Origin of the sequence: Saliphagus sp. GCM10025334 (assembly GCF_042663485.1) — an archaeon.
In the GTDB taxonomy this organism is placed as follows: domain Archaea; phylum Halobacteriota; class Halobacteria; order Halobacteriales; family Natrialbaceae; genus Natronosalvus.
The window spans coordinates 1-23,653 of record NZ_JBHTAF010000005.1 but is presented as its reverse complement, the minus strand read 5'-3'; the positions used below and the strand labels follow the sequence as shown (position 1 = coordinate 23,653).

General features: G+C 62.5%; 19 protein-coding genes and 1 pseudogene. 13 read left to right on the top strand and 7 right to left on the bottom strand.

Annotated features, from left to right (window positions below; translation table 11 throughout):
• Positions 1 to 111: 111 nt before the first annotated feature.
• Positions 112 to 912 (bottom strand): class I SAM-dependent methyltransferase, encoded by an 801-nt coding sequence (locus ACFQO4_RS17190; protein WP_500262086.1) that lies wholly within the window; start codon positions 910 to 912, stop codon positions 112 to 114.
• Positions 913 to 1,033: 121 nt separating this feature from the next.
• Between ACFQO4_RS17190 and ACFQO4_RS17185 the strand changes: the two genes are divergently transcribed.
• The 4 genes from ACFQO4_RS17185 (at position 1,034) to ACFQO4_RS17170 (ending at position 5,084) form a co-directional block, all read left to right on the top strand.
• Entirely contained in the window at positions 1,034 to 1,768 is a 735-nt protein-coding gene (locus ACFQO4_RS17185) for a helix-turn-helix domain-containing protein (protein WP_500262085.1), read from the top strand.
• 149 nt (positions 1,769 to 1,917) lie between these two features.
• Entirely contained in the window at positions 1,918 to 3,084 is a 1,167-nt protein-coding gene (locus ACFQO4_RS17180; RefSeq protein ID WP_500262084.1) for an inorganic phosphate transporter, read from the top strand.
• A 101-nt stretch (positions 3,085 to 3,185) separates the two neighbouring features.
• Entirely contained in the window at positions 3,186 to 3,617 is a 432-nt protein-coding gene (locus ACFQO4_RS17175; RefSeq protein WP_500262083.1) for a universal stress protein, read from the top strand.
• 150 nt (positions 3,618 to 3,767) lie between these two features.
• Positions 3,768 to 5,084 (top strand): TIGR00341 family protein, encoded by a 1,317-nt coding sequence (locus tag ACFQO4_RS17170; RefSeq protein WP_500262082.1) that lies wholly within the window; start codon positions 3,768 to 3,770, stop codon positions 5,082 to 5,084.
• A gap of 33 nt (positions 5,085 to 5,117) precedes the next feature.
• Here the strand turns inward: ACFQO4_RS17170 and ACFQO4_RS17165 are convergent, their stop codons facing one another.
• Entirely contained in the window at positions 5,118 to 5,687 is a 570-nt protein-coding gene (locus tag ACFQO4_RS17165) for a hypothetical protein (protein WP_500262081.1), read from the bottom strand.
• Positions 5,688 to 6,031: 344 nt separating this feature from the next.
• Here ACFQO4_RS17165 and ACFQO4_RS17160 point away from each other — a divergent pair, with 344 nt between their 5' ends.
• The gene (locus ACFQO4_RS17160) at positions 6,032 to 7,540 is read left to right on the top strand and encodes a DUF790 family protein (protein ID WP_500262080.1); all 1,509 of its coding nucleotides are present in this window, start codon (positions 6,032 to 6,034) and stop codon (positions 7,538 to 7,540) included.
• A 23-nt stretch (positions 7,541 to 7,563) separates the two neighbouring features.
• On the opposite strand, the gene ACFQO4_RS17155 is transcribed toward ACFQO4_RS17160, so the two are convergent.
• The gene (locus ACFQO4_RS17155; protein WP_500262079.1) at positions 7,564 to 7,971 is read right to left on the bottom strand and encodes a DUF5820 family protein; all 408 of its coding nucleotides are present in this window, start codon (positions 7,969 to 7,971) and stop codon (positions 7,564 to 7,566) included.
• Between the two features lie 588 nt (positions 7,972 to 8,559).
• On the opposite strand from ACFQO4_RS17155, the gene ACFQO4_RS17150 reads away from it, so the two are divergent.
• From ACFQO4_RS17150 to ACFQO4_RS17125, 6 genes are all read left to right on the top strand, one after another.
• Positions 8,560 to 10,632, top strand: a complete 2,073-nt coding sequence (locus ACFQO4_RS17150; RefSeq protein WP_500262078.1) for a PrkA family serine protein kinase — start codon at positions 8,560 to 8,562, stop codon at positions 10,630 to 10,632.
• 1 nt (position 10,633) lies between these two features.
• On the top strand, positions 10,634 to 12,919 hold the full coding sequence (locus tag ACFQO4_RS17145; protein WP_500262077.1) for a PrkA family serine protein kinase: 2,286 nt from the start codon (positions 10,634 to 10,636) through the stop codon (positions 12,917 to 12,919).
• Positions 12,910 to 14,238, top strand: a complete 1,329-nt coding sequence (locus tag ACFQO4_RS17140) for a YeaH/YhbH family protein (RefSeq protein ID WP_500262076.1) — start codon at positions 12,910 to 12,912, stop codon at positions 14,236 to 14,238. Before ACFQO4_RS17145 ends, ACFQO4_RS17140 begins: the two co-directional genes overlap by 10 nt.
• Positions 14,239 to 14,289: 51 nt before the next feature.
• Entirely contained in the window at positions 14,290 to 16,302 is a 2,013-nt protein-coding gene (locus ACFQO4_RS17135) for a SpoVR family protein (protein ID WP_500262075.1), read from the top strand.
• 231 nt (positions 16,303 to 16,533) lie between these two features.
• Complete coding sequence (locus tag ACFQO4_RS17130; protein ID WP_500262074.1) at positions 16,534 to 16,959, top strand: CBS domain-containing protein; 426 nt, start codon at positions 16,534 to 16,536, stop codon at positions 16,957 to 16,959.
• A 249-nt stretch (positions 16,960 to 17,208) separates the two neighbouring features.
• Positions 17,209 to 19,119 carry a beta-CASP ribonuclease aCPSF1 gene (locus ACFQO4_RS17125; RefSeq protein WP_500262073.1) on the top strand — a complete coding sequence of 637 codons (1,911 nt, stop codon included), beginning with the start codon at positions 17,209 to 17,211 and terminating at the stop codon, positions 19,117 to 19,119.
• A gap of 191 nt (positions 19,120 to 19,310) precedes the next feature.
• On the opposite strand, the gene ACFQO4_RS17120 is transcribed toward ACFQO4_RS17125, so the two are convergent.
• Both ACFQO4_RS17120 and ACFQO4_RS17115 read right to left on the bottom strand, forming a co-directional pair.
• Positions 19,311 to 19,556: a hypothetical protein gene (locus tag ACFQO4_RS17120; RefSeq protein WP_500262072.1), complete on the bottom strand. Its 246-nt coding sequence runs from the start codon at positions 19,554 to 19,556 to the stop codon at positions 19,311 to 19,313.
• Between the two features lie 335 nt (positions 19,557 to 19,891).
• A complete protein-coding gene (locus tag ACFQO4_RS17115; RefSeq protein ID WP_500262071.1) occupies positions 19,892 to 20,131 on the bottom strand; it encodes an amphi-Trp domain-containing protein in 240 nt (79 codons plus the stop codon).
• A 153-nt stretch (positions 20,132 to 20,284) separates the two neighbouring features.
• Here ACFQO4_RS17115 and ACFQO4_RS17110 point away from each other — a divergent pair, with 153 nt between their 5' ends.
• The gene (locus ACFQO4_RS17110; protein ID WP_500262070.1) at positions 20,285 to 21,640 is read left to right on the top strand and encodes an MFS transporter; all 1,356 of its coding nucleotides are present in this window, start codon (positions 20,285 to 20,287) and stop codon (positions 21,638 to 21,640) included.
• Between the two features lie 102 nt (positions 21,641 to 21,742).
• Here the strand turns inward: ACFQO4_RS17110 and ACFQO4_RS17105 are convergent, their stop codons facing one another.
• The gene (locus tag ACFQO4_RS17105) at positions 21,743 to 22,399 is read right to left on the bottom strand and encodes a DUF7504 family protein (protein WP_500262069.1); all 657 of its coding nucleotides are present in this window, start codon (positions 22,397 to 22,399) and stop codon (positions 21,743 to 21,745) included.
• Positions 22,400 to 22,731: 332 nt separating this feature from the next.
• Between ACFQO4_RS17105 and ACFQO4_RS17100 the strand changes: the two genes are divergently transcribed.
• On the top strand, positions 22,732 to 22,926 hold the full coding sequence (locus ACFQO4_RS17100) for a DUF5786 family protein (RefSeq protein WP_500262068.1): 195 nt from the start codon (positions 22,732 to 22,734) through the stop codon (positions 22,924 to 22,926).
• 109 nt (positions 22,927 to 23,035) lie between these two features.
• Here the strand turns inward: ACFQO4_RS17100 and ACFQO4_RS17095 are convergent.
• Positions 23,036 to 23,653, bottom strand: a pseudogene (locus tag ACFQO4_RS17095) (ribonuclease J); the annotation flags it as partial.

The window sequence follows — 23,653 nt, the reverse complement described above, 5'->3', positions numbered from 1 at the left end:
ATCGATTCTGGAGGGCCGCCGTGCTGCGATCGTGCTCACCGGGATCGGGACGCCGTATCGCTACTCTCGACCTCGAGACGGGAACGATTCGAGACCGTTCGTTCTGAGTGGTCACGCCACGGTCGCCTTCGTGAGCAAGTACTCCATCGAGACGCAGTTTCGGCGCTCGTCGAAGTAGTGTTCGATCGTCTCGAGGGTCTCGTCGCGGAGCACAGGACGGTCCGCCTGGTCGACGGACTCGAGTGCGACGATGAACAGTCCGGACTCGGTCGTCGCGCGCTCCCAGTAGTGTGCCGGTGAGAGAGCGGGAATCACCACCGAGGCGGTTTCGAACGTAGTCTCGTCGACTCCACTGCCAATTCGGTCGCGGACCACGGTGGGATCACCCCACAGTGACGGTAGGTCCGGGGCATTCGGATTCGGAGGGAGATACTCGCGAACCACGGCGCCCATCGCGGGGACGACGCTCGAGGGCGTCCACGAGGTGAACCCAACGGTCCCACCCGAACGCGTGACGCGAAGCAGTTCGCGTGCGGCAGCGTCGGGCGGCTCTGCAAACACGTGGCCGACACAGGAGAGCGTCACGTCGAACGCACCGTCTTCGAACGGGAGATCCGTTGCGGATCCCTCGTACCACTCGACGTCGACGTCAGCGATCGTCGCGTTCTCTCGAGCCACCTCGAGCATCGTCGGAACGAGATCGAGACCGGTCACGGTTGCCCCGCGTCTGGCGGCGGTGAGGGCGACGTTCCCCGTTCCACACGCGACGTCGAGGACGGTATCGCCCTCGGTGACGGCAGTGGAGTCGACGAGGTGAGCCGCCATCGGCAGGAAGTGTGGCGCGATGTCGGGATAGGAGCCCAGCGACCACACCCGCTTGGCTCGTTCTTCTGATGGTGGTTCCGTAGACATACTCCCCGTATGCCCCTTGGTAGCATAGATCTATGCCTCGAGTAGACGGAGTCCCGAAGCGGTGTCAAGACCCCACAAACGTTTAACACCGCCGTGACCGTTGTCCTAGCCGAGAGGACACATGACTTCCGACAATACCGATGAGCGTCGGGTATCCGACGACTCCGACGCCCATCTCGAGGCGGGCGAGAGCGGGGCGGACGACGCGTCGCCACGGGACTCGGCGACGTCACCTGACGACACACAACGGAGCGAAGCGGACGTCACCGATCGAACGAAGACCGCCGACGAGGTCGACCAGCGGATCGTCGACCTCCTCTCGTGGATTCTCGACACCGAGACGCGGGCGAAGATCTACATCCACCTGCTGGGCAACCCCGGGAGCACGTCGGAGGAAGTGTCTCGAGGCACGGGGCTGTACCCGAGTACGGTTCGCGAAGCGCTGGCAGAGTTGCACGACGAGGAGCGCGTTAGCCGGCAGAAACGGGCGAGTGGCGGCGCCGGCAACAATCCCTACGAGTACACGGCGATCCAGCCGAGCGAACTCGTCGGGGGCGTCCTCGATCAGGTTCAGCGCGAACTCAACACGATCTTCACCCTCGACCGACTCCTCGACCGTGAGGAGGCGCCCGACGAGGGGGTAACCGACCCCGTCACGATCGTCGTCGACGATTCGAACGACTCGAACGAGTTGGCCGACTCGAGCTACTTCGAAGGCAAAACGGGACGCGAGAAGCAGTACTCGAGTCTCGACGACGAACGCGCCCAGGACGGCGACGATATCGAGGACCGCGACAGGGACTCGACCGGTGCGAATCCGGGGAACGCTCGAGAACGGACCGACGAGGGGGAGTGACGAGTCGCGATACCGTTCCTTCCGCGGTTCACTGTCCACCTCGCGCATCGTCCACCCCGCGCGATAGTCCAAATCTCACGGCCTCGAGTCCCCGCTCTCGAATTCCCGTCTCACAATCTATTTCTGTCTGATCCCGGTACAGTCCCGTGATGCTCTCTGCCGTGTTAGTCGTCGGCATCGTCGCCTCGTTGTTCGTCGGGTTCAACATCGGCGGGTCATCGACGGGGATCGCCTGGGGGCCCGCTGTCGGTGCTGGACTGCTCAAGAAAACGACCGCCGCGGCGCTGATGACGTTCTTCGTCTTCCTGGGCGGGACGACGGTCGGCCGAAACGTGATGGACACCCTCAGCGAAGGAATCATCACGACCGAGATCAGCCTCGAGGCTGGCGTCGCCGTGCTCTTCTTCATCGGCTTCGGCATCCTCGTGGCGAACGTCTTCGGAGTGCCCGTCCCCACGTCGATGACCACCGTCGGGGCCATCGCCGGCCTCGGATTGGCGACGGACACGCTCAATTTCGCGACGATCGGCGAAATCGTGACCTGGTGGATCGTCACCCCGGTCGTCGGCCTCTGGGTCGGGGCAGTGCTCGGGCGCTACGTCTACCCGGAACTCAATCGGCGGTACGCGATTCGAAAGACGCCGGGGCCGTTGCTCGCCCTCGACCGGAGCGCCTCGTTCCCCAAGCCCGCCCTCGGACCGAACACGACTCGGCAGGAACTGGCCGGGACGGTCGTCGTCTTCGTCGTGGGCTGTTACATGGCGTTCAGCGCCGGTGCCAGCAACGTCCCGAACGCCGTCGCCCCGCTCGTCAGTAGCAACGCTCTCCCGGACGACACCGCGATCATCATCGCCACAGTCGCGATTGGAATCGGCGGCTTCACGATCGCCAGACGGACGATGGAGTCGGTGGGGAGCGAACTCAGCGACATCCCGCTGCTGGCGGCCCTGATCGTCATGATCACGGCCTCGACGATTACGACGACGCTCTCGTATATGGGCATCCCGATCAGCCTCGTCATGGGATCGGTGATGACCATCGTCGGCCTCGGCTGGGGGCGAGCAACGCGTCCGATCGCCGCTCGAGACGTCATTCGCGGGGACACCGACGTCGAAATCGAGATGGGAGCGTTGACCGCGGAACCGGAGACGCCGGTGACGAAAATTGGCGAGCGAGAGCCGCCGGAGGTGCTGAACGCGGGCGACCTGTTCAATCCGAGAGCGATCATGAAGTACGTCTCGATGTGGATCATCGGCCCGTCGCTCGCGACGATTCTCTCCTATCTGTTCTTCGTCCTGGTTCCGATTAGCACCTGATGGCGTTCGACTCCCCTGAACGTAACGACGGCACAATGTCAATATAGTTGGCCGCCCGACTGCGGGCGTCTTTTACCCGGATTCCCACCGTAGACTCCGGCATGATTTCGCGCGTTCTCGTTCCGGTCGACGACTCCGAGATGGCCGAACACGCCCTCGAGCACGCCCTCGAGCACGCCCTCGAGGTGTACCCCGACGCCGAGGTTTCGGTACTTCACGTCGTCGGCGAACCGTCGCCAATGTGGGGCGAAGCGGCCGGACTCGCACTTGCTGACGACCTCGAGGCGGCCGCCGAGGCGTGTGCGGAACCGGTGCTCGAGCGAGCGACGGCCGTCGCGGCAGACCACGGTCGAGAGATTACGACGACGGTGCAACTCGGCCATCCCGCACGGGCGATCGTAAATCAGGCTGAGGACTACGACGTCGTCGTGCTCGGAAGCCACGGCGGCTCGCTCGTGGATCGAGTCATCGTCGGGAACGTCGCCGAGACGGTTTTTCGGCGGTCGCCAGTTCCCGTGACGGTCGTCCGGTGACTCGAGCGAGTTCGAGGCTCGAGAGACGGCCAATAAATGAGTGATTCAACACGGACGTGGGTTAGCAGGGCCCAGTCACTCCAGAGCCGTTCCGCCGACCCGACTTAGGTCAGGACGAACGTTTATCCACGACATTGTGGTCGTGACACCATGCGACTCGTGGAGCTTTTGATCCCGAAGCAAAAGCGTGAAGCCGTCGAGGAGACGCTCAAGGACGAAGATATCGCATTCACACTCATTGAGGAGGGGAGTCGTGATGAGCCCTCGGTCGTCATCACGTTCCCCTTACCGGCTCCCGCAGTCGAATCTGTCCTCGACGAACTTCGAGACGTAGGGATCGACGAGGATTCTTACACGGTGATCCTCGAGGCAGAAACCGTCGTATCAGAGAAGTACGACGCACTCGAAGAGCGGTACGCTCAGAACACCGCACGCATTTCCCGTGAGGAGCTCCAAGCTCAGGCGAAGGACCTCACTCCCCGGTTTAGCACGTATCTCGTTATGACGGTTATGAGTGTAGTCGTCGCGACCGCCGGACTGTTACTCGATTCGCCGGCGGTCGTCGTCGGATCGATGGTGATTGCGCCGTTGATCGGACCCGCGCTCGGTGCGAGCGTCGGCACGGTCATCAACGATCGTGCGCTGTTTCGTCGCGGGATCAAGCTCCAGGCAATCGGGCTCGGCATCGGCGTCGTCACGGCCGCCGTCTTCGCGTTCGTCGCCCGGACGACCGGACTCGTCTCACCGATGATCGAAATCTTCGAAATTTCGGAGATCCAGGGCCGGCTAAGCCCCGATATACTCTCACTCGTCATCGCAGTCGGCGCCGGGGTATCGGGAGCGTGGACGCTCACTGCGGGCACGTCCGCCGCCCTCGTCGGCGTCATGATCGCAGCGGCACTCGTTCCGCCACTGGGCGTCGTCGGCATCGGTATCGCATGGGGCCTCCCGAACGTCGCGCTTGCCGCGGGCGTCCTCGTTCTGGTCAATATTCTGGTGATTAATATCACCAGTCTCGCCGTTCTCTGGTACAAGGGCTATCGGCCGGAGAACTGGTTTCAGCAGGACGAAGCGCGTGTTTCCACCAAAAAACGCGCCGTCGTGCTCGCCGTCACGATCGTCGCGCTTTCGGTGATTCTCGGCGGGGTAACCTACGATACCTACCGAACCGGGATGTACGAAGAGGACGTCACCAACGACGTAGCCGCCGTGCTCGATTCGCCCGAATATGCAGACCTCACGCTCATCGACGTGACAATCGAATACACCGATCCGGTCCCACCGCGTCAGCCGGAACGCGTCGTCGTCACGGTCGGCTATCCGGTCGGCACCGACCCGCCACAGGTCGCCGAAACGCTACAATCTCGAGAGAGCATCCACACCGAATCAGCGATACGCCTTCCGACGGGGTCGCTCGTCGAGTCTCAGCGTACCGAAGTGGTGGTATATTACAGGGAGAAGGGGTAGACCCAACGCACTCGTTCTGCGAACTCGAGGCGCCTACGCTCCTTCGTCGTTCGCCTGCTTGTCGTTCGCCTTGTCGACCGACTCCTCGATTAACTCCTCGACCTGGTCCTCGCGCGGTCGTCGGTCGACACGCTCTTCGACCGACTCGACCTGGGCCTGCACCTCGCTCACCTGCTTGCCGACGGATTCCTCGACGGCCGCCCCGACGCTCTTTTCGACCTGCTGGCCGACCTGCGCCTCGACGGTCTGCTCGACCGTCCGTTCGACCTGCGGAGTGACCGTTTTCTCGACGGTCTCCTCGAGCGACGCTTCGACTTGTTGGCCGACTTGCTGACCGACCGTCTCCTCTACCGTCTCGCCCACCGTCTGTTCGACTGTCTCACCCACAGTCTGTTCGACCGTCTCCTCGACGACCTCGGTCATCCACTCGGGATCGAACCGGGCCATCTTCCAGACGACGTGGACGACGTAGGCCACGAAGACCCCGATCCCGAACGCGATTCCGATTCGCGAGTTCTCGAGCGTTGCGATGAGGGCGATCGCCAGGAAAATCAACACGCCGTAGGCGATGTCCACCGCGGCGTCGATTTGCGTCGGTCGCATCGTCACCGGCCCTCCTCGACTCGAGCGTCGGCCGTCGACGTGACGGGAGTGATCGACCGCGAGACGACTCGGTCGGCAGGTCCACGCTGCGGGGCGCGGCGACGAACACGGCGATTCATGTGCTCGAGACGAACGTCACGAACGGAGGAAACGTTTTGGGTATCTCTCGAGACTGGGTCCATGGAGCGGCCAGTCTCGGTCGTATCCGACGCGGGAAACGCGGCATTAGATCAATATTATAGAATTTATAGTATAGGTACAGTCGACCCACCCCGATCTGACGGTCACCATCTCCGCAGTGCCGAGCGGACGATTTTTGCCCCCTGCCCGCCCACGTCGAGTGAATGCTGCGCAAGGAACTGCTCCGCGTTTCTCGGGCCGGCGGCGGCTACCACCTCCAGTTCGCCGACCGAGAACACCGGCCCCTGGCCGCCCGCGTCATCGGAACGTTCCAGGGTCACGTCGGGGAGCAGCGGGGAACGCTCGAGGACGCGTTGGCCGACCTCGAGGCTGACGCACCCGACTTCAAACTCGTTCGCGGATTCGCCGCCCTCTGCGAGCGCGAGGCTGCCTTCGAGACGGATGCTCCCTTCGATCCCGAACGGCTTCGCCCGGCGGTGTTTGAGGCGGCCGAAGCCGTCGGCGTCGTCACCGAGGAGGAACGAGCGATGGCCCTCGTAGGCGCCGCGGAAAGTCGCGAGGTGTCGGCGGACGACCTCGAGGCGGGCCTGTTCGCCGACCTCGAGGGGCGCCAGGTGCTCTCGAACGTCGACGTCCCGTGGGATCCGGACGGTCTCGTCGCCCAATACAACCTCTCGCTGGCCCAGACGGCGCTGTTCGACGCGACCGAGGTCCGCGTCCGCTCGTCCGATCCAAAGGCGCTGATCTCGGCGGTCAAGCGGCTCCGGCTGATGTACGAGATCGAGGTTCCGGCGTCCGGGAATCGGGTCGTCGTCGTCACCGGCCCCACCGCACTCTTTCGAGCCACCAGACGGTACGGGACCCGGTTCGCACGCCTCCTGCGCACCGTCGCGAAGGCCGAGGCGTGGTCGCTCGAGGCGACGATCGACGACCGGGGAACCGAGCGGACGCTCACGCTGTTGGACGCCGACCCCGTTCGGGTGCCCGACGCCGACCCGGTCACCGAGGTGTCCTTCGACAGCGGCGTCGAGGTCGACTTCGCCGCCCGGTTCTCGAACCTGGACCTCGAGTGGGATCTGGTTCGCGAACCCGAACCCCTCTCGACGGGGACGCGGGCGATGATTCCCGACTTCGCGTTCGACTACCGCCACGACGACTTCCGAATCTACTTCGAGATCATGGGCTTCTGGACGCCCGAGTACGTCGAGAAGAAACTCGGCCAGCTCGAGGGACTCGAGGACGTGGACATGATCGTGGCCGTCGACGAGTCTCTCGGGGCCGGCGAGGCCATCGAAGCGAGAGACCACCGGGCGATTCCGTTTCGCGGAACGGTTCGGCTGAAGGACGTCGCCGACGTGCTCCGCGAGTACGAGACGGACCTGGTCGCGGCGAGTGCCGAACGCCTCCCGAACGAACTGATCCCCGAGGAGGACGTGATCGCGCTGGCCGACCTCGCCGCCCGCCACGGGGTTGGGGAGAACGCCCTCGAGTCGGTGGCGTTTCCCGACCACGAACGCGTCGGGCGGTCGCTCGTTCGTCCCGGCGTGCTCACGGGGCTGGGAGAGGACCTCGAGGCCGGGCTCTCGCTGGCCGAGGCAGAGACGGTCCTCGAGGAAGTCGGACTCGCGGAGACGAGCGCCGCCCTCTCGCGACTCGGGTATCGCGTGGAGTGGGAGGGGCTGGGCGGTGGGGTATTGCGCCGGAGCGAGTGACCAGAGTCACGCTGGCGGACCGATCAGTCGCCGTCACCGTCGCCAGTCAACTCCTCGAGCGCGTCGAGATACCGCTCGCGAGGCACCTGATACAGTTCGCGGAAGTCGATTTCGCCCGTAGCGAAGCGCTCGGCGAGGTCAAGCGTGCAGTCGACGGCCTCTCCCCTCGTCGGAAATCGGTTGGTCTCCCGGAGGTGGACCTCCGGCTCGAGGTAGAGGGTGACGTGCCAGTCGCGTTCGGCAGACCGGTCGCCCGGGTTGACACCCGGACGGCGCGACCGGCGGCCGTGAGTGAGATACAGCGTCGGGAGACACGCCGCCGGATACTCGTCGGCGTCGAACACGTCGGGTCGATAGGCGAGGACGACTCGACCGTCGTCCTGGTCGCTCCAGACGACCCAGCCCTCGGGGAGGTCCGCGAAGTCGCTCATTGTCTCGGTGTACGCATACGAGCCCTAAAGCGGTACTGACACCGGCCGGTGCTCTGACACGGGCTCGAGAGGGCGATATCGAAGCGTGCGCGCGAGCAAAATCGGCTCACTGGCGCCTCTTTACTTATATACGGCGCAGCATTATCTGACCATGTTGCGTGTCAACATACAATCGTTCGTGAATAGAATTGCCGGAAAAAGGTCCTGGTAAATATCTTTTGGGGCTATGCTTAAGTGTCCCGAATACACACTCATTAAACACTATCGATATCCGACCGACGGATCGATTCACTTCACACGGTGCACTGTCGACGCAGGCGATGAACGAGTCGCCGCGTCGGCGGAGTGGTGAAGGTTCACACATGACAATCCCTGCGAACGCCGCCCACGCGACTTCGCCCACCCGGCCAGTACCGAGAGCGGCGCGTCTCGACGGATCGAGGCGCTGTCGTCACCCGGGTGGCGACCGACGATCGAGTCCGAACCCGAGTGCCGACCGCCGGTTTCGGTCGCCCGGTCGAACCGATCGAAACGTGAACCGAATCGGTGCAGACGGACCCGCCCGTGGTTCCCAGCCCAACACAATCCATGACTAGTGACATCGAAACTCTCGAGACGCTGAGCAGCGATTACAAAGCATCCGTCCCCGAAGACCTTCGGGAGACGCGATCCTTCGACTGGTACCTCGAGGCGTGCTACGAGGACCCGAAGATCACGCGAAACGCCCACCAGCGCGTCGCGGACATGTTCGACTTCTACGGCACGTCCTACGACGAGACCGAAGGCGTCGTCGAGTACCGCCTCGCGAGCGAGGATCCGCTGGGTGACGGCGAGAACACGTTCTACGGGACCGTCATCCACCAGTCGATCCACGAATTCGTCAACAAGGTCAAGTCTGGGGCCCGACGACTGGGCCCGGAACGTCGGATCAAACTCCTGCTCGGCCCGGTCGGCTCCGGGAAATCGCACTTCGACAAACAGGTGCGCAAGTACTTCGAGGACTACACGCTCCGCGAGGAGGGTCGAATGTACACCTTCCGCTGGACCAACCTCGGCGACGTGATCCGCGACCAGGACCCGACCGACGACACGGTCCGCTCGCCGATGAACCAGGACCCCCTCGTCCTCCTGCCCCTCGAGCAGCGCCAGACGGTGATCGACGACCTGAACGAGCGACTCGACGCGCCGTACACGATCCGCAACGAGCAGAGCCTCGACCCCGAGAGCGAGTTCTACATGGACAAACTGCTCGCTCACTACGACGACGACCTCCAGCAGGTGCTGGCGAACCACGTCGACATCGTTCGCCTCGTCGCCGACGAAAACAAGCGCCAGTGTCTCGAGACGTTTGAGCCGAAGGACAAGAAGAACCAGGACGAGACCGAACTGACCGGCGACGTCAACTACTCGAAGATCGCCATCTACGGCGAGTCCGATCCGCGCGCGTTCGACTACTCGGGGGCGTTCTGTAACGCCAACCGCGGCATCTTCTCCGGCGAAGAACTTCTGAAGCTCCAACGGGAGTTCCTCTACGACTTTCTGCACGCCACCCAGGAGATGACGATCAAGCCGAAGAACAACCCCCGGATCGACATCGATCAGGTGATCGTCGGCCGGACGAACATGCCCGAGTACAAGGACAAGAAGGGCGACGAGAAGATGGAGGCGTTCAACGACCGGACCAAGCGCATCGACTTCCCGTACGTCCTCTCCTACGAACAGGAGTCCCAGATCTACGACAAGATGCTCGCCAACGCCGACGTCCCCGACATCAACGTCGAGCCCCACACCCTCGAGATGGCGGGGCTGTTCGGCGTCCTCACCCGGATCGAAGAGCCAGACACCGAGACAGTCGACCTGCTCTCGAAGGCGAAGGCCTACAACGGCGAGATCGACGAGGGTGACGACCTGGACGTCAAAAAGCTCCGCGAGGAAGCCGCCCGGAAAGCCGAGATCGGCGAGGGGATGGTCGGCGTCTCCCCGCGGTTCATCGGCGACGAGATCGCCGAGGCGATCATGGATTCGAAACACCGTTCGCGGGGATTCCTCTCGCCGCTGACGGTGTTCAACTTCTTCGAGGAGAACCTCGAGCACCACGGCTCGATCCCGGAAGAGAATTTCGAGCGCTACTACCGCTACCTCGAGATGGTTCGCGAGGAGTACCGCGAGCGCGCCATCGAGGACGTCCGCCATGCGCTGGCCTACGACGTCGACGAGATCCAGCGCCAGGGCGAGAAGTACATGGATCACGTCATGGCCTACATCGACGACGACACCATCGAGGACTCGCTGACGGGTCGGGAGCAAGAGCCCGACGAGACGTTCCTGCGCTCGGTCGAGGAGAAACTCAACGTACCTGAGGATCGCAAGAACGACTTCCGCCAGGAAGTGTCGAACTGGGTCTCCCGGCGTGCCCGCGAAGGCGACACGTTCAACCCGCAGGACAACGAGCGCCTGCGCCGCGCCCTCGAGCGCAAGCTCTGGGAGGACAAGAAGCACAACATCAACTTCTCCGCGCTGGTGAGTGCCAACGAGTTCGACGACGACGAGCGCAGCGCCTGGATCGACGCCCTGATGGAACAGGGCTACTCCGAAGCCGGCGCGAAGGAGGTGCTCGAGTTCGCTGGCGCGGAGGTCGCCAAAGCCGAAATCGAGGACTAACATGCGTGGCACCGATTACGTCGACGCGGCCGACCGCACGCTCGAGGAGACCTACGAGGAGCCGATGAGCCTCGCGGCGTACGTCGACCGGATCTTCGAGACGCCGTCGACGGCGTCCCACGCCTCGAAGTACCTGCTCGAGGCCATCGAGGCCAGCGGAACTCGAGAGGTGATCGAAGAGGGAGAAGAGAAGCGGCGGTATCGCTTCTTCGACGACCCCGGAAACGACGGCGAGCACGCGATTCTCGGCAACACCGAGGTGCTCAACGAGTTCGTCGACGACCTGCAGTCGATCGCCGCGGGCCGGGCGAAAGACGAGAAGATCATCTGGTTCGAGGGGCCGACGGCGACCGGGAAATCCGAACTCAAGCGCTGTCTGGTCAACGGACTTCGCGAGTACTCGAAGACGCCCGCGGGTCGCCGCTACACCCTCGAGTGGAACGTCGACGCGACCGACCCGGACGAGCGGGGACTGAGCTACGGCGGCAATCCCGCGCCGTCCGACGACGACCACTGGTACGAGAGCCCGGTCCAGGTCCACCCGCTGGCCGTCTTCCCCGAGCCGGTCCGGGAAGAGCTGCTCGCGACGCTGAACGACAGACTCGACGACCACGTCCCGATTTCGATCGACACTCGACTCGACCCGTTCTCCAGGGAGGCCTACGACTACCTCGAGGAGCAGTACCGCCGCCGCGGCACCGAGGGGCTGTTCTCAGCGATCACCGACGAGAGTCACCTCCGGGTGAAGAACTACGTCGTCGACGTCGGCTCGGGAATCGGCGTCCTCCACGCGGAGGACGACGGTCGCCCGAAGGAACGGCTGGTGGGGTCGTGGATGCACGGGATGCTCCAGGAACTCGACTCCCGCGGCCGGAAGAACCCGCAGGCGTTCAGCTACGACGGCGTCCTCTCGCAGGGCAACGGCGTCCTGACGGTGGTCGAGGACGCCGCCCAGCACGCCGACTTGCTCCAGAAGCTGCTCAACGTACCCGACGAGCGATCGGTGAAACTCGACAAGGGCATCGCGATGGACGTCGATACCCAGATGCTCATCATCTCGAACCCCGACCTGGAGGCCCAGCTCAACCAGCACGCCGACCGAAACGGGATGGACCCGCTGAAGGCGCTCAAGCGCCGTCTCGACAAACACGAGTTCGGCTACCTGACGAACCTGAGCCTCGAGACCGAGTTGATCCGCCGGGAACTCACCGGCGAGACGACCATCTGGGAGGCCGAGGACTACGACGACGTGGCCGAGAAGATCAGGGCGCCGATCACCATCACGGTCAAGGAGAGCGACGGCGAGTTCCGGGAACGCGAGTTCGCTCCGCACGCGCTCGAGGCGGCGGCCCTCTACGCAGTCGTCACCCGCCTCGACGAGGACGGAACGCCCTCTGGACTCGACCTGATCGACAAGGCGCTGCTCTACGACCGGGGGTACCTGCAGGAGGGGGACACCCGCCGGGACAAGGACGAGTTCGAGTTCGACGAGCACAGCCACGACGGGGAGCACGGCATTCCGGTGACGTACACCCGCGATACGCTGGCCGAACTCCTCCAGCACGAGGCGGACCGCCACCACCCCGACCTCCCGGTGGCGGACGTGGTCATGCCGCGAGACGTGTTGAACGCGATGGCCGAAGGGCTGGCCGACGCCCCGGTGTTCTCGACGGGCGAGCGCTCGGAGTTCGAGAACCGGGTCGTCCCCGTGAAGAACTACGTCTACGACCAGCAGGAGTCGGACGTCATCGAGGCCATCATGCAGGACCAGCGCGTCGACGAGGCGACCGTCGCCGAGTACGTCGAGCACGTCTACGCCTGGGAGACCGACGAAGCGCTGTACAACGACCGCGGCGAGGAGATCGACCCCGACCCGCTGAAGATGAAACTCTTCGAGGTCGAACACCTCGGCCGATTCTCCGAGGAGGCCTACGAGTCGAACCTGCCGCGGGAGATCGTCAGGGAGTTCCGCCGCGAGAAGGTCATCACCGCGCTCAACCGTCACGCGTGGGAACAGCGCAACGAGGACTTCTCGGTATCGGACGTCGACCTGACGTCGATCCCCGTCATCAGGTCCGTCCTCGAGAGCCACGACTGGGACGACGTCAGGCGGACCTTCGAGGACCTCGACCCCCACCAGTGGGACGACCCCCCGAGTGGCACCGAGACCGAGGCCGTCAAGGAGGCGACGCTCGAGCGCCTGGTCGCGGACTTCGAGTACTCCCCGGCGTCGGCCGAGTTGACCAGCAGACACGTCATGGGGCAGGTGAGTTACCGATGGGACTGAGAGACGACCTCGACCGATTCCGCGAAGTGGGCGAAGAGCGCCGCGAAGACCTCTCGGAATTCATCCAGTACGGCGACCTGAGCGGCGGCGGACGAAACGACATCCAGATCCCGATCAAGATCGTCTCCCTGCCGGGATTCGAGTACGATCAGCGCGACCAGGGCGGCGTCGGGCAGGGCGACGGCGGCACACCGGACGTGGGCCAGCCGGTCGGTCAGCCACAGCCCCAGCCTGGCGATGGCGACGACGGCGAGGAGGGCGAGCCAGGCGAGGAAGGCGGTGAGCACGAGTACTACGAGATGGACCCCGAGGAGTTCGCCCAGGAACTCGACGAGGAACTCGGCCTGGACTTAGAGCCGAAGGGCAAGCGCGTCATCGAGGAGAAAGAGGGGCCGTACACGGACCTCACGCGATCCGGTCCGGATAGCACGCTCGACTTCGAGCGCATGTTCAAGGAGGGACTCAAGCGGAAGCTGACGATGGACTTCGACGAGGAGTTCGTCCGTGAAGTCTGCAAGGTCGAGGGGATCACCCCGCGGGAGGTCTTCGAGTGGGCCCGCGGCGAGAACCTCCCCGTCTCGATGGCCTGGATCGAGGACGCCCACGCCGAGGCAGCCGACGACCGCGGGAAGTGGGCCTCCATCGAGGAGGTCGAAGCCAACGTCGAGCGCGAGACGATCCACGAGCAGATTCGACGGGACGGCATCAAACACGTCCCGTTCCGACGCGAGGACGAACGCTATCGCTTCCCCGAGATCATCGAGGAGAAAGAGAAGAACGTCGTCGTCGTCAACATCCGGGACGTCTCGGGATCGATGCGTGAGAAGAAACGGGAACTGGTCGAACGAACCTTTACGCCGCTCGACTGGTACCTCACCGGGAAGTACGACAACGCCGAGTTCGTCTACATCGCCCACGACGCCGACGCCTGGGAGGTCGAACGCGAGGAGTTCTTCGGCATCCGCTCCGGTGGGGGAACCCGCATCTCGAGCGCGTACGAACTCGCCCAGGAACTCCTCGAGGAGTACCCCTGGAGCGACTGGAACCGCTACGTCTTCGCCGCCGGCGACTCCGAGAACTCGAGCAACGACACCGAGGAGGGTGTCATCCCGCTGATGGAGTCGATTCCGGCGAACCTCCACGCTTACGTGGAGACCCAGCCCAGCGGCAACGCCATCAACGCGACTCACGCCGAGGAACTCGAGCGCCACTTCGGCGACACCGACGACGTCGCGGTCGCGTACGTCAACAGTGAGGAGGACGTCACCGACGCGATCTACCGCATCCTCAGCACCGAAGCGGGTGATTCAAATGAGTAACGAAACACACGCGCTGCGTTTCGAACGCACGAAATCCACGAGGTGGATTTCATGAGTAATTCGGATCGATTCCACAAGCAAGCGATCGCCGCCGACCTCGAGGAACCCGTCCGCGAGGCGCGCAACCTCGCGCAGAAGCTCGGCCTCGAGCCCTACCCGGTGAAGTACTGGATCGTCGACTACGACGAGATGAACGAACTCATCGCCTACGGGGGCTTCCAGTCGCGCTATCCCCACTGGCGCTGGGGCATGCAGTACGACCGCCAGCAAAAGCAGGGGCAGTACGGCGGCGGGAAGGCATTCGAGATCGTCAACAACGACAACCCGGCCCACGCCTTCCTCCAGGAGTCGAACACGACGGCCGACCAGAAGGCCGTCATTACCCACGTCGAGGCCCACTCGGACTTCTTCGCGAACAACGAGTGGTTCGGCCTCTTCACGGGGGAGGCAGGCGACGGCGACGTCAACGCCGCCGCCACGCTCGAGCGCCACGCCCGGGCCATCGCTGACTACATGACCGACCCCGAGATCGACCGCGCCGAGGTCGAGAAGTGGATCGACAACGCGCTCGTCCTGGAGGACACGATCGACCAGCACGCGGTCTTCGAGCGTCGTCTCGAGATGGACGGCCCCGAGGAGGGCCTCGACGACGACCTCGCCGAAAAGCTCGACCAGTTGGGGCTCTCCGACGAGGTGAGAGGCGAGGTCTTCGACGACGAGTGGCTGGCGGGACTCGAAGATTCGGATGCGGGCGCCGAATTTCCGAGCGAACCGCAGTCCGACGTGCTCGCGTTCGTCCGCGAGTACGGCAAGCAGTACGACCAGGAGTCGGGGAAGGCCCGCGAGATGGAACCCTGGCAGCGCGACGTCCTCGACATGATGCGCACCGAGGCGTACTACTTCGCCGCTCAGAAGATGACGAAGATCATGAACGAGGGGTGGGCGGCCTACTGGGAGTCGACGATGATGACCGACGAGGGCTTCGCCGGCGACAACGAGTTCCTCAACTACGCCGACCACATGGCGAAGGTGCTCGCCTCGCCGGGGCTCAACCCCTACAGCCTGGGCATGGCCCTGTGGGAGTACGTCGAGAACACGACGAACCGACGGGAGGTACTCGAGCACCTGCTCCGCGTGGAGGGCATCTCCTGGCGCAACCTCGCAGACGTCGTCGACTTCGAGGACGTGCTCGAGGTACTCGAGCCACCGTCCGCAATCGCTTCGATCACCAGCGACTCACTCGACGCGCTCGAGGACGTCCCCGCGTCCTGGGTCGACCAGGAGGCGGTCGAGGCTGCTCGCGACGGCGAGATCGACGTCGATCGCTACCCGTGGAAGGTACTGTCCCACGAGGGACTCGCCCGGCGCCACTACTCGCTCGTGAAACCCCAGAACCGCGGCTTCCTGGCTCGCGTCAGCCAGAACGACCTCGAGTCGATCGGCCGCTACTTGTTCGACGACGCCCGCTACGGGTCGGTCGAGGAGGCGCTCGCGGACGTCGACTGCAGCGCCGGCTGGGACCGAATGCTGGACGTCCGCGAGAGCCACAACGACGTCACCTTTCTCGATGCCTTCCTGACCCAGGAGTTCATCACCGCGAACGACTACTTCACCTACGAGCACTCCCGGGCGACCGGCCAGTTCCACGTCTCGAGCGTCGATGCCGAGGACGTCAAGAAAAAACTCCTGTTGCAGTTCACCAACTTCGGCAAACCCAGTATCGCCGTCTACGACGGCAACTACGACAACGCGAACGAACTCCTGCTGGGCCACCGGTACAACGGCGTGATGCTCGACATCCCGCAGGCGACAGCCACGCTCGAGCGCGTGTTCGAGCTGTGGGGCCGTCCCGTGAACCTGCTGACGATCGTCAAGGAAGTGGACGACCACGACGTGGAGGTGGCCAGGCGGCGCAACCGGGAGCCGGAAGCTCAGGAGGTGGGCAAGCGCATCCGATACGATGGTGAAGAGGTGACCGTCAGGGACATGCCCTGGGAAGCCGTCGAGCACCTCACCGCCGACGACGTCGATTACGACACGAAACCCGAGGAGTGGCTGGCCTGAGCGACGTTCGGGTCGCGATTGGGCCACCGTCGGAACGCGATCGAAACCCGATCAAACCGCGCTCGAGGCACGGATTTTCGTCGCACTATTCCGGTTGATGCGCTACGCCGCGGTATCGCGCTTTGGGCCATTCACGTCGTGCCGCTTCGCTCGACTGCGTGTAGCTCCACGACACTCTTCACTTGAAGGCCCCACGTTGAAGCACAAATCGGTGGTACGTTCGTTCGAACCATGCCAGTCGGAGACCTCGGTCCGGACGAAGTGATCACGGAGAGCAGAGACAGCACGCTGGCAGACGTAACGGAGAAACTCGACTCCGAAGGCGTCGGTGCCGTCGTCGTCACGGAGGACAACTCCCCCGTCGGAATCGTCACCGACCGCGACGCCGCGCTCGCGATCCATCAAAACGACGACGTCGCGGACCTCTCGGTCGAGGAAGTCATGGCGGAGGACCCAGCCACAATCCGGGAAGACGAAGAGGCGATCGAAATTTCGCGAGCGATCGACGAGCACAACGTCCGCCGCTTCCCGGTCGTCGACGAAAACGGATCGTTAACGGGGATCGTCACGCTCGACGACCTGGTCGCGACCATCGGGGAACAACTCGAGAACGTCGCCGAGACGATCGAAGCCCAGTCGCCCAACTACAGTCCGTGAGTGGTCCTAACTCGATAGTCGACGGAGTCCGGCGCTGCCACAGTAGCAAGGTTTTTAACACTCGTTACGAAGTCAATAGTAGCAGTTCATCGCGTCTCTCGACGGCGGTGACCGGGCGTTCGGTACTCGATTGACCGATTCTTCCTGGCAATTTCGGCCAGTTGGCCCGTCGATACCGAGTACGCCGCTGCCGTAGACCACACCAGTGGATCTCGGTCACATTGCGACGAGACAGCGATCCTCTCCCCTATGAGCGACGATACGACCCACTCAGACTTACACGAACGCATTGTCACGCAAGTGCCCTCACATCTGGACGTCACCGAAGTCCAGTACGAAGGCCCAGACCTCGTCATCTACACCGAGACCCCTCGCAAGTTCGCTGAAAACAGCGACCTCATCGGGGACCTCGCACGGTCGCTTCGAAAACGGGTGACGATACGGCCAGCACCGGGCGCCCAGTCGAGCCCGTCGGAAGCGGAGACGAAGATCCGTGACATTGCTCCTGATGAGGCCCAGATTCAGGAACTCGAGTTCTATCCGACGATCGGGGAGGTGATCGTCGAAGCCGAGAAGCCAGGGCTTGTCATCGGACAGCGAGGGAGTACCCTCCGCGAGATTACCCGGGAAATCGGCTGGAACCTGGAAGTGGTTCGAACGCCGCCGATGGAGTCCTCGACCGTCGCCAACGTCAGGAACTTCTTGACCCAGGAACGCGGGGAACGACGCGAGTTCCTCGCAAAAGTCGGCGAGAAGATTCACGGAGAGCCCGAGAAGGACCTCGAGTGGGTGCGGATCACGACGCTGGGCTGTTGTCGCGAAGTCGGTCGCGCGAGTTTCGTGCTCCACACCCCGAATACACGGATTCTCATCGATTGCGGCGACAAACCCGGCGCCGAGGGAGAAGTGCCCTACTTGCACGCCCCCGAGGCGATGCCGCTGACGGGGATCGACGCCGTCGTACTGACCCACGCTCACCTCGACCACAGCGCGTTGCTTCCGCTGTTGTTCAAGTACGGATACGACGGGCCGATTTACACGACGGAACCGACGCGGGACCTGATGGGGCTGTTGCAACTCGACTACCTGACCGTGGCCTCGAAGGAAGGGCGAACCCCGCCGTACTCGAGCGAGCAGGTTCGACAGGCGATCAAGCACACGATTCCGGTCGAGTACGGCGACGTCACCGACATCGCGCCGGACGTCAAACTGACGCTGCACAATGCGGGGCACATTCTGGGAAGCGCGTCCGCTCACTTTCACATCGGAAGCGGGTTCTACAACATCCTCTTCTCGGGTGACGTTCACTACGAGCCGACGCGACTGTTCAACGGTGCTGTGAACAACTTCCCCCGTGCGGAGGCGATGGTCATGGAGTCGACGTACGGTCGCCGTGGCGACTATCAGACGGACACCGAGGAGAGCGAAGCGAAGGTCCACGAAATCATCAGGGAGACGTACGAGGAGGACGGGATCGTCGTCATCCCCGCGTTCGCGGTCGGTCGGTCCCAGGAACTCATGTTGGTCCTTGAGGAGGCGATGCGGGAGGGAACGATTCCGACGATGCCGGTCTATCTGGACGGGATGATTCGGGAGGCGACCGCGATTCACACGGCGTACCCCGAGTACCTCAGAGATGGGCTACAACAGCGCATTTTACACGAAGACGAGAACCCGTTCGTCGCAGACCAGTTCCGGCAAGTAGACGGCGGACAGGAGATGCGTGAATCGATCGCGAGCAGTGAGCCCTGCGTAATCCTCTCGACGTCGGGGATGGTGACCGGTGGCCCGATCATGTCCTGGCTCGAACTACTCGGACCGAATCCGGCGAACACCCTCCTGTTCGTCGGGTATCAGGCCGAGGGGACGCTCGGGCGCAGAATTCAGGGCGGAAACGTGGAAATCACCCTCCCTGGACAGGCAGATCGCGCGAATCGCCTGACACTCGAACTCAGTATCGAATCGGTAAGCGGCTTCTCCGGCCACGCCGACCGAGCCGGACTCGAGCAGTACGTCGGCGAGATGAATCCACGACCGGAGACGATTCTGTGCGTCCACGGCGACGAACAGGCGACGGACCAACTCTCTTCTGCACTGTACCAGAACTACAACGTCAGGACCTATCAGCCGAAGAATCTGGAGACGTTCCGGTTCCCCTGAAATTTCTTTATCACCATGGCGGGGTTCGACAGAGCGAATCAGATAGCCGAACTCGCGTGTTCTTCACTTCGTTTGATTCTCGAGAGCGTGTGGACGTAACCGCCGCGTCGGAACGTCTCCGTATCACGGAGTCAGCTTTCCCCATGGACTAGCCCGTACCCGACGAAATAGCCCATTCCAACCAGTATCGCTCACCACACTGCGATGATCGCTACAGGCACGATCGCTCCGTTGGAGTGTAGATCGTTACTCGTCACTACGTGTGGGGTGACGAGACCAAGAGCGAGAACAGCGGCACCCACGACGACGAATCCGAGATAGACGCGCAGGGGATATATCCCACCCGATACGCCGAAGAAAACGGCGAGAAAGACGCAGTACGGCCACACGATCAGGTTCACGATCACAAGCTGGCCGAATCCGGACGTCGACGTCATTCCAAATATTCCCGGGTAAAGAGGCGCGACAAACAGGGCGAGAATAACGACGACTGCGAGAGCGTACGTGATGCGAAGACTGGACCACCGAGCCATAGTATTTTACAAACAATCAGTATCTCAGTTATGTATAGTTATTTCGACACTGAGTCAAGGTTGCGCTCGACTCGCCGCTGTAACTGACGGAGGGTTCACGTCGTCATTCATTCGATGAAGATCCCGGCAACGGATTCGCTTCGTGGAGCCCCCTCTCCCTTTCCATTAGCATCGCTGTAGTAGCCGCCCGCAACTGTGTGCGTGTGCTACCCATACGACCAGATTCCGTGGAGCCGGCGTTACTCGGTCCACCGAATCTCGTACTCGAGTTCGTACCGCTGCTCGCCGGTTTCAGAATCGGTGAGTCGCTCGCGTTCGACCTCGAGCGTCGGCGTATCGGGAATCGTCACGTGCTCGTCCTCCATCGCACTCTCCCGGTGAACGGAGCCGGTTTCGATCTGTTCGACAGCAGCAAGGGCCTCGGCAATCTCTCCTCGAGTTCGCGATTCCTCCGTTTTGAAGAGTTCTTCTTCGGGCATCGATCGATACCACTTCGACTAGCGCGTGATAGCCCCTACCCACTTCCCACGTGCTGGCAACGGCGTGTACTCGCGAGCCCCGTTCTCGTATCGGTGGAATGCACACCCTGCGATTATCGAAATGTCTTTACTCGGATCGTCAAAAATCAGGGTGTGGACGACAAACGAGCCCAATTTTGGGTGCTCTATCTCACACGGTTCGCGGAAGGATTCGGCTTCATCACGCTCATCACGCTGCTGCCGTACTACATCAACGCGCTCGATCCATCGAGTACGACCATTCTCGGGATAACGATTAGCGCCGGTCTCATCATCGGACTGTATACGACCGGGTTTACCCTCGCACAGACCGTCGCCGTCGTCCCGCTCGCCTGGGCGGGTGACCGCTTCGATAAACGACTCGTCCTACTCGTCGTCCTCGGCGTCGGCGTTGGCGTCTACGCGCTGTTTCCGGTCGTCGACTCGAGCGCTTCCTTCATCGCGATCCGTGCGCTGCAGGGTATCGCCGTCACGGGCACTGGTCTGATGACGCTGTCGCTCGTCGGCCAGATTGCCGATGTGGGAACGCGAGCGAACTACATCGGAAAAGCAAACGCGGCGAGCTTTGGGGCGTCGATACTCGGCAGCATCAGCGCGGGCACGCTCTACGACGCGTTCGGGTTCGGTCCGATCTTCCTCGTCATCGTCTGCATTATGGTCGTCGCCTGGGTCGGAACGTTCTGGTACCTGGACCCGGACGAGACGCGGATCGAAGGGTTTCCGTTTTCGGGTCTGGCACTCAATCGGCGCATTCTGACGCTCTCGACGTTTCGCTTCCAGTACGCGTTCGCTGTAACCCTCGTTCGGACGTGGATACCGATTTTCGCCGGTCTCTCCGCTGCTGAAGGCGGACTCGCCTACGGTGGCTTCGCCGTCGCGCTGACGGTCGTCGCCGAGAAGTTCACCAATATGTGCTGTCAGCCATTTACTGGACGGCTCTCGGACGGATACGGGCGGGCACTGTTCGTCTTTGCAGGTGGGGCGGCCTACGGCCTCATCGCGTTGGTCGTCCCGCTCTCACCGTGGCTGGGAACAGGGCTCGGGTTTCCCGCTGAACTCGTCGTGTCCATTCCCACAGTACTCGCCGGGAGCACGCTCCCTGCCTGGCTGCCGTACGACTCGATCGGGGATCAGCTCGTCCTCATTGGCGAGGTGTCGCCAGCGTTTTTCCCGCTCGTCTTCCTGTCCGGACTCCTCGGCATCGCCGATAGCTTTCGTGAACCGGCGAGTATGGCGTTGTTCGCCGACGAAGGCACCGAGGAAGGCGGTGTCGCCTCGAGTTTCGGTATCCGCGAACTCGTCTGGCGTCCGGGAAGCGTGATCGCCCCCTTGCTCGGTGGCTGGCTGATGGTCGAGGTGAGTATGGCGTCGGTCTTCTACGTCGGCGGTGCGTTTGCGCTGACCGGCGTCACGACGTTTCTCGTTATTCTCGTCCGGTTCCACGGACGACGTGCGCTCGTGGAGTGGTGAGACGAGAACTGGTTCGAATCCCCGTTGTCTCGAGCATACGTCTTGCAAGGGCGCCGTGAGATGAGGTCCCAATAGACGTACAGCAGTTTGTAGAACGCGCGATCAAACGTCATCGAGTTGCGCGTGCACCCGACGGTACGCCGCCGAAATTGACCCGTCCGTTCGCTCTTCGACCCAGACGATTCCATCGACGATTGCTCGCAGTGCAGAGAGCGTGTTCTCGTCGTGTCTGGTGTACTCGAGACCGAGCACGACGAGCCCCGAGTTAGACCGGTCCTCAATGAGGTGTTCGAGAACACTGACGGTACGTTCAAGGCCCTCGTCTACGAGTAGCGGCGTGAGTGATCGAATACCAAAGTGGGTCTGCTGGCTACCACTCGCCATCGAGGCTTCTAGCTCCCAGAGCGCGAGTACGAGGCGGGTCAATTCGACCGAGTGGGGTAACGAGACGACTGGATACCGTTGGAACGGAGCGGAAGGCTGATGTTGTGGGGTCGCATCGATGACCCCGAATCGACCGGATTCTGGTGAGGCGAGGGCCATCTGCTGCTGGATCGTTCGCTCAGCAGAAACCGCTGTCGTGACGACAATTCGACGATCGTCAGGAGACGTGTAGCGATCCAAAATCCGTAGCGATACGGCGTATTCATCTAGTGGAGCGGGTTTTGCGACGAGGATTACTGAATCCTCGGTGAGACTGTTCGGGAGTCCCTCGAAGTCGATTGCTCGGAGTCGTTCGTCGGAGTCGGGTGTTGGCATAGGTATCTTTTCACGTCTGGATTGGTCACTCCCTGCTCGATCCTGGAATCGGTGAGGGAAGATCACGTTCTGAAGTCGTGATTGTGGTATCCGTCCGGTATTTCGTGTACCGCCCAGCGGAGATTCCCCGGAGCGGTCTCGAGTAAATGTGCGGCCCGGTCGATCAGATTCGAGAGAGGTTCGCTACGAACGGTGAAGATAACCTGGCCGCACTGAAGCTGAGTTCTAGTTTTCTAGTGATGCGTAAGTAATTTTCGTTCATAGTCGATACCCTTTCATAACGGGAGCATTGAACCGCTGGAACTATACCGCTGGGCTCTCACTTCGTTACTATGGGTTTTGGAAGCTACGATGAGTCCGAGCAACAGCATCAAAATACGGATACAGAGGACGACGAAGATGCTGCTGTGACCGTACACGAGCACGAACACGAGGGAACGGTCACTGTCGAAACCGGTGGTTCGACTGACGACCTCCTGGGCCAGCTCGAGGACATCAAAGCGAAGAAAGCACAGGACGACGAGTAAGGTCGCTGTCGAAGGTGTCCCCACAGACACTGGCGTCAACTCACAATACAATCATCGCCTGCAAATACGTTGAGAGAGAACCACTCAACCGAGTGGGTTGTGCTTCAATTCAAACGAGCTGGATAATATTCCCGTTCGACGTGACGTGAATATCGCGCCCGAGTGCATATCCTTGATTCGAGGCGAGGTCGACGTACCCGGAGAAGCCCTTGAGATCCTGGTGAGCGGGGATGATGTGCTGGGGCTGAAGCGCGTCGAGCATCGCGTAGTGGCCCTCCTGGCAGAGGTGACCCGACACGTGAATGTCGGAATACACGCGGGCACCCTGCATGCCGAGCAGTTTTTCGGCCTGGTAGCGTTGCCCCTCGTTGGTCGGTTCGGGGATGACGCGCGCGGAGAAGACGACCTTGTCGCCGTCGTCCAGTTCGTAGGAGGTCTCGCCGCGGGCCATCCGGGTGAGCATCGCACGGGGTTCGCCCTGGTGGCCGGTGACGACGGGCAAGAAATCCTCCTTGCCATCGTTCATGATCCGTTCGAACGACTGATCGATCGACCTTCGATAGCCAAACATGCCCAGGTTGTCCGGGAAGTCGACGAAGCCGAGTCGTTCCGCGGTGCCGGAGTACTTCTCCATCGAGCGCCCGAGCAGGACGGGTTGGCGGCCGATGTCGTTGGCGAACTCGACGAGCGATTTCACGCGGGCGATGTGGCTCGAGAAGGTGGTGGC

Coding starts and splice junctions, on each gene's coding strand:
- ACFQO4_RS17190 (WP_500262086.1), bottom strand. CDS start 912: ATGTCTACGGAACCACCATCAGAAGAACGAGCCAAGCGGGTGTGGTCG.
- ACFQO4_RS17185 (WP_500262085.1), top strand. CDS start 1,034: ATGACTTCCGACAATACCGATGAGCGTCGGGTATCCGACGACTCCGAC.
- ACFQO4_RS17180 (WP_500262084.1), top strand. CDS start 1,918: ATGCTCTCTGCCGTGTTAGTCGTCGGCATCGTCGCCTCGTTGTTCGTC.
- ACFQO4_RS17175 (WP_500262083.1), top strand. CDS start 3,186: ATGATTTCGCGCGTTCTCGTTCCGGTCGACGACTCCGAGATGGCCGAA.
- ACFQO4_RS17170 (WP_500262082.1), top strand. CDS start 3,768: ATGCGACTCGTGGAGCTTTTGATCCCGAAGCAAAAGCGTGAAGCCGTC.
- ACFQO4_RS17165 (WP_500262081.1), bottom strand. CDS start 5,687: ATGCGACCGACGCAAATCGACGCCGCGGTGGACATCGCCTACGGCGTG.
- ACFQO4_RS17160 (WP_500262080.1), top strand. CDS start 6,032: ATGCTGCGCAAGGAACTGCTCCGCGTTTCTCGGGCCGGCGGCGGCTAC.
- ACFQO4_RS17155 (WP_500262079.1), bottom strand. CDS start 7,971: ATGAGCGACTTCGCGGACCTCCCCGAGGGCTGGGTCGTCTGGAGCGAC.
- ACFQO4_RS17150 (WP_500262078.1), top strand. CDS start 8,560: ATGACTAGTGACATCGAAACTCTCGAGACGCTGAGCAGCGATTACAAA.
- ACFQO4_RS17145 (WP_500262077.1), top strand. CDS start 10,634: ATGCGTGGCACCGATTACGTCGACGCGGCCGACCGCACGCTCGAGGAG.
- ACFQO4_RS17140 (WP_500262076.1), top strand. CDS start 12,910: ATGGGACTGAGAGACGACCTCGACCGATTCCGCGAAGTGGGCGAAGAG.
- ACFQO4_RS17135 (WP_500262075.1), top strand. CDS start 14,290: ATGAGTAATTCGGATCGATTCCACAAGCAAGCGATCGCCGCCGACCTC.
- ACFQO4_RS17130 (WP_500262074.1), top strand. CDS start 16,534: ATGCCAGTCGGAGACCTCGGTCCGGACGAAGTGATCACGGAGAGCAGA.
- ACFQO4_RS17125 (WP_500262073.1), top strand. CDS start 17,209: ATGAGCGACGATACGACCCACTCAGACTTACACGAACGCATTGTCACG.
- ACFQO4_RS17120 (WP_500262072.1), bottom strand. CDS start 19,556: ATGACGTCGACGTCCGGATTCGGCCAGCTTGTGATCGTGAACCTGATC.
- ACFQO4_RS17115 (WP_500262071.1), bottom strand. CDS start 20,131: ATGCCCGAAGAAGAACTCTTCAAAACGGAGGAATCGCGAACTCGAGGA.
- ACFQO4_RS17105 (WP_500262069.1), bottom strand. CDS start 22,399: ATGCCAACACCCGACTCCGACGAACGACTCCGAGCAATCGACTTCGAG.
- ACFQO4_RS17100 (WP_500262068.1), top strand. CDS start 22,732: ATGGGTTTTGGAAGCTACGATGAGTCCGAGCAACAGCATCAAAATACG.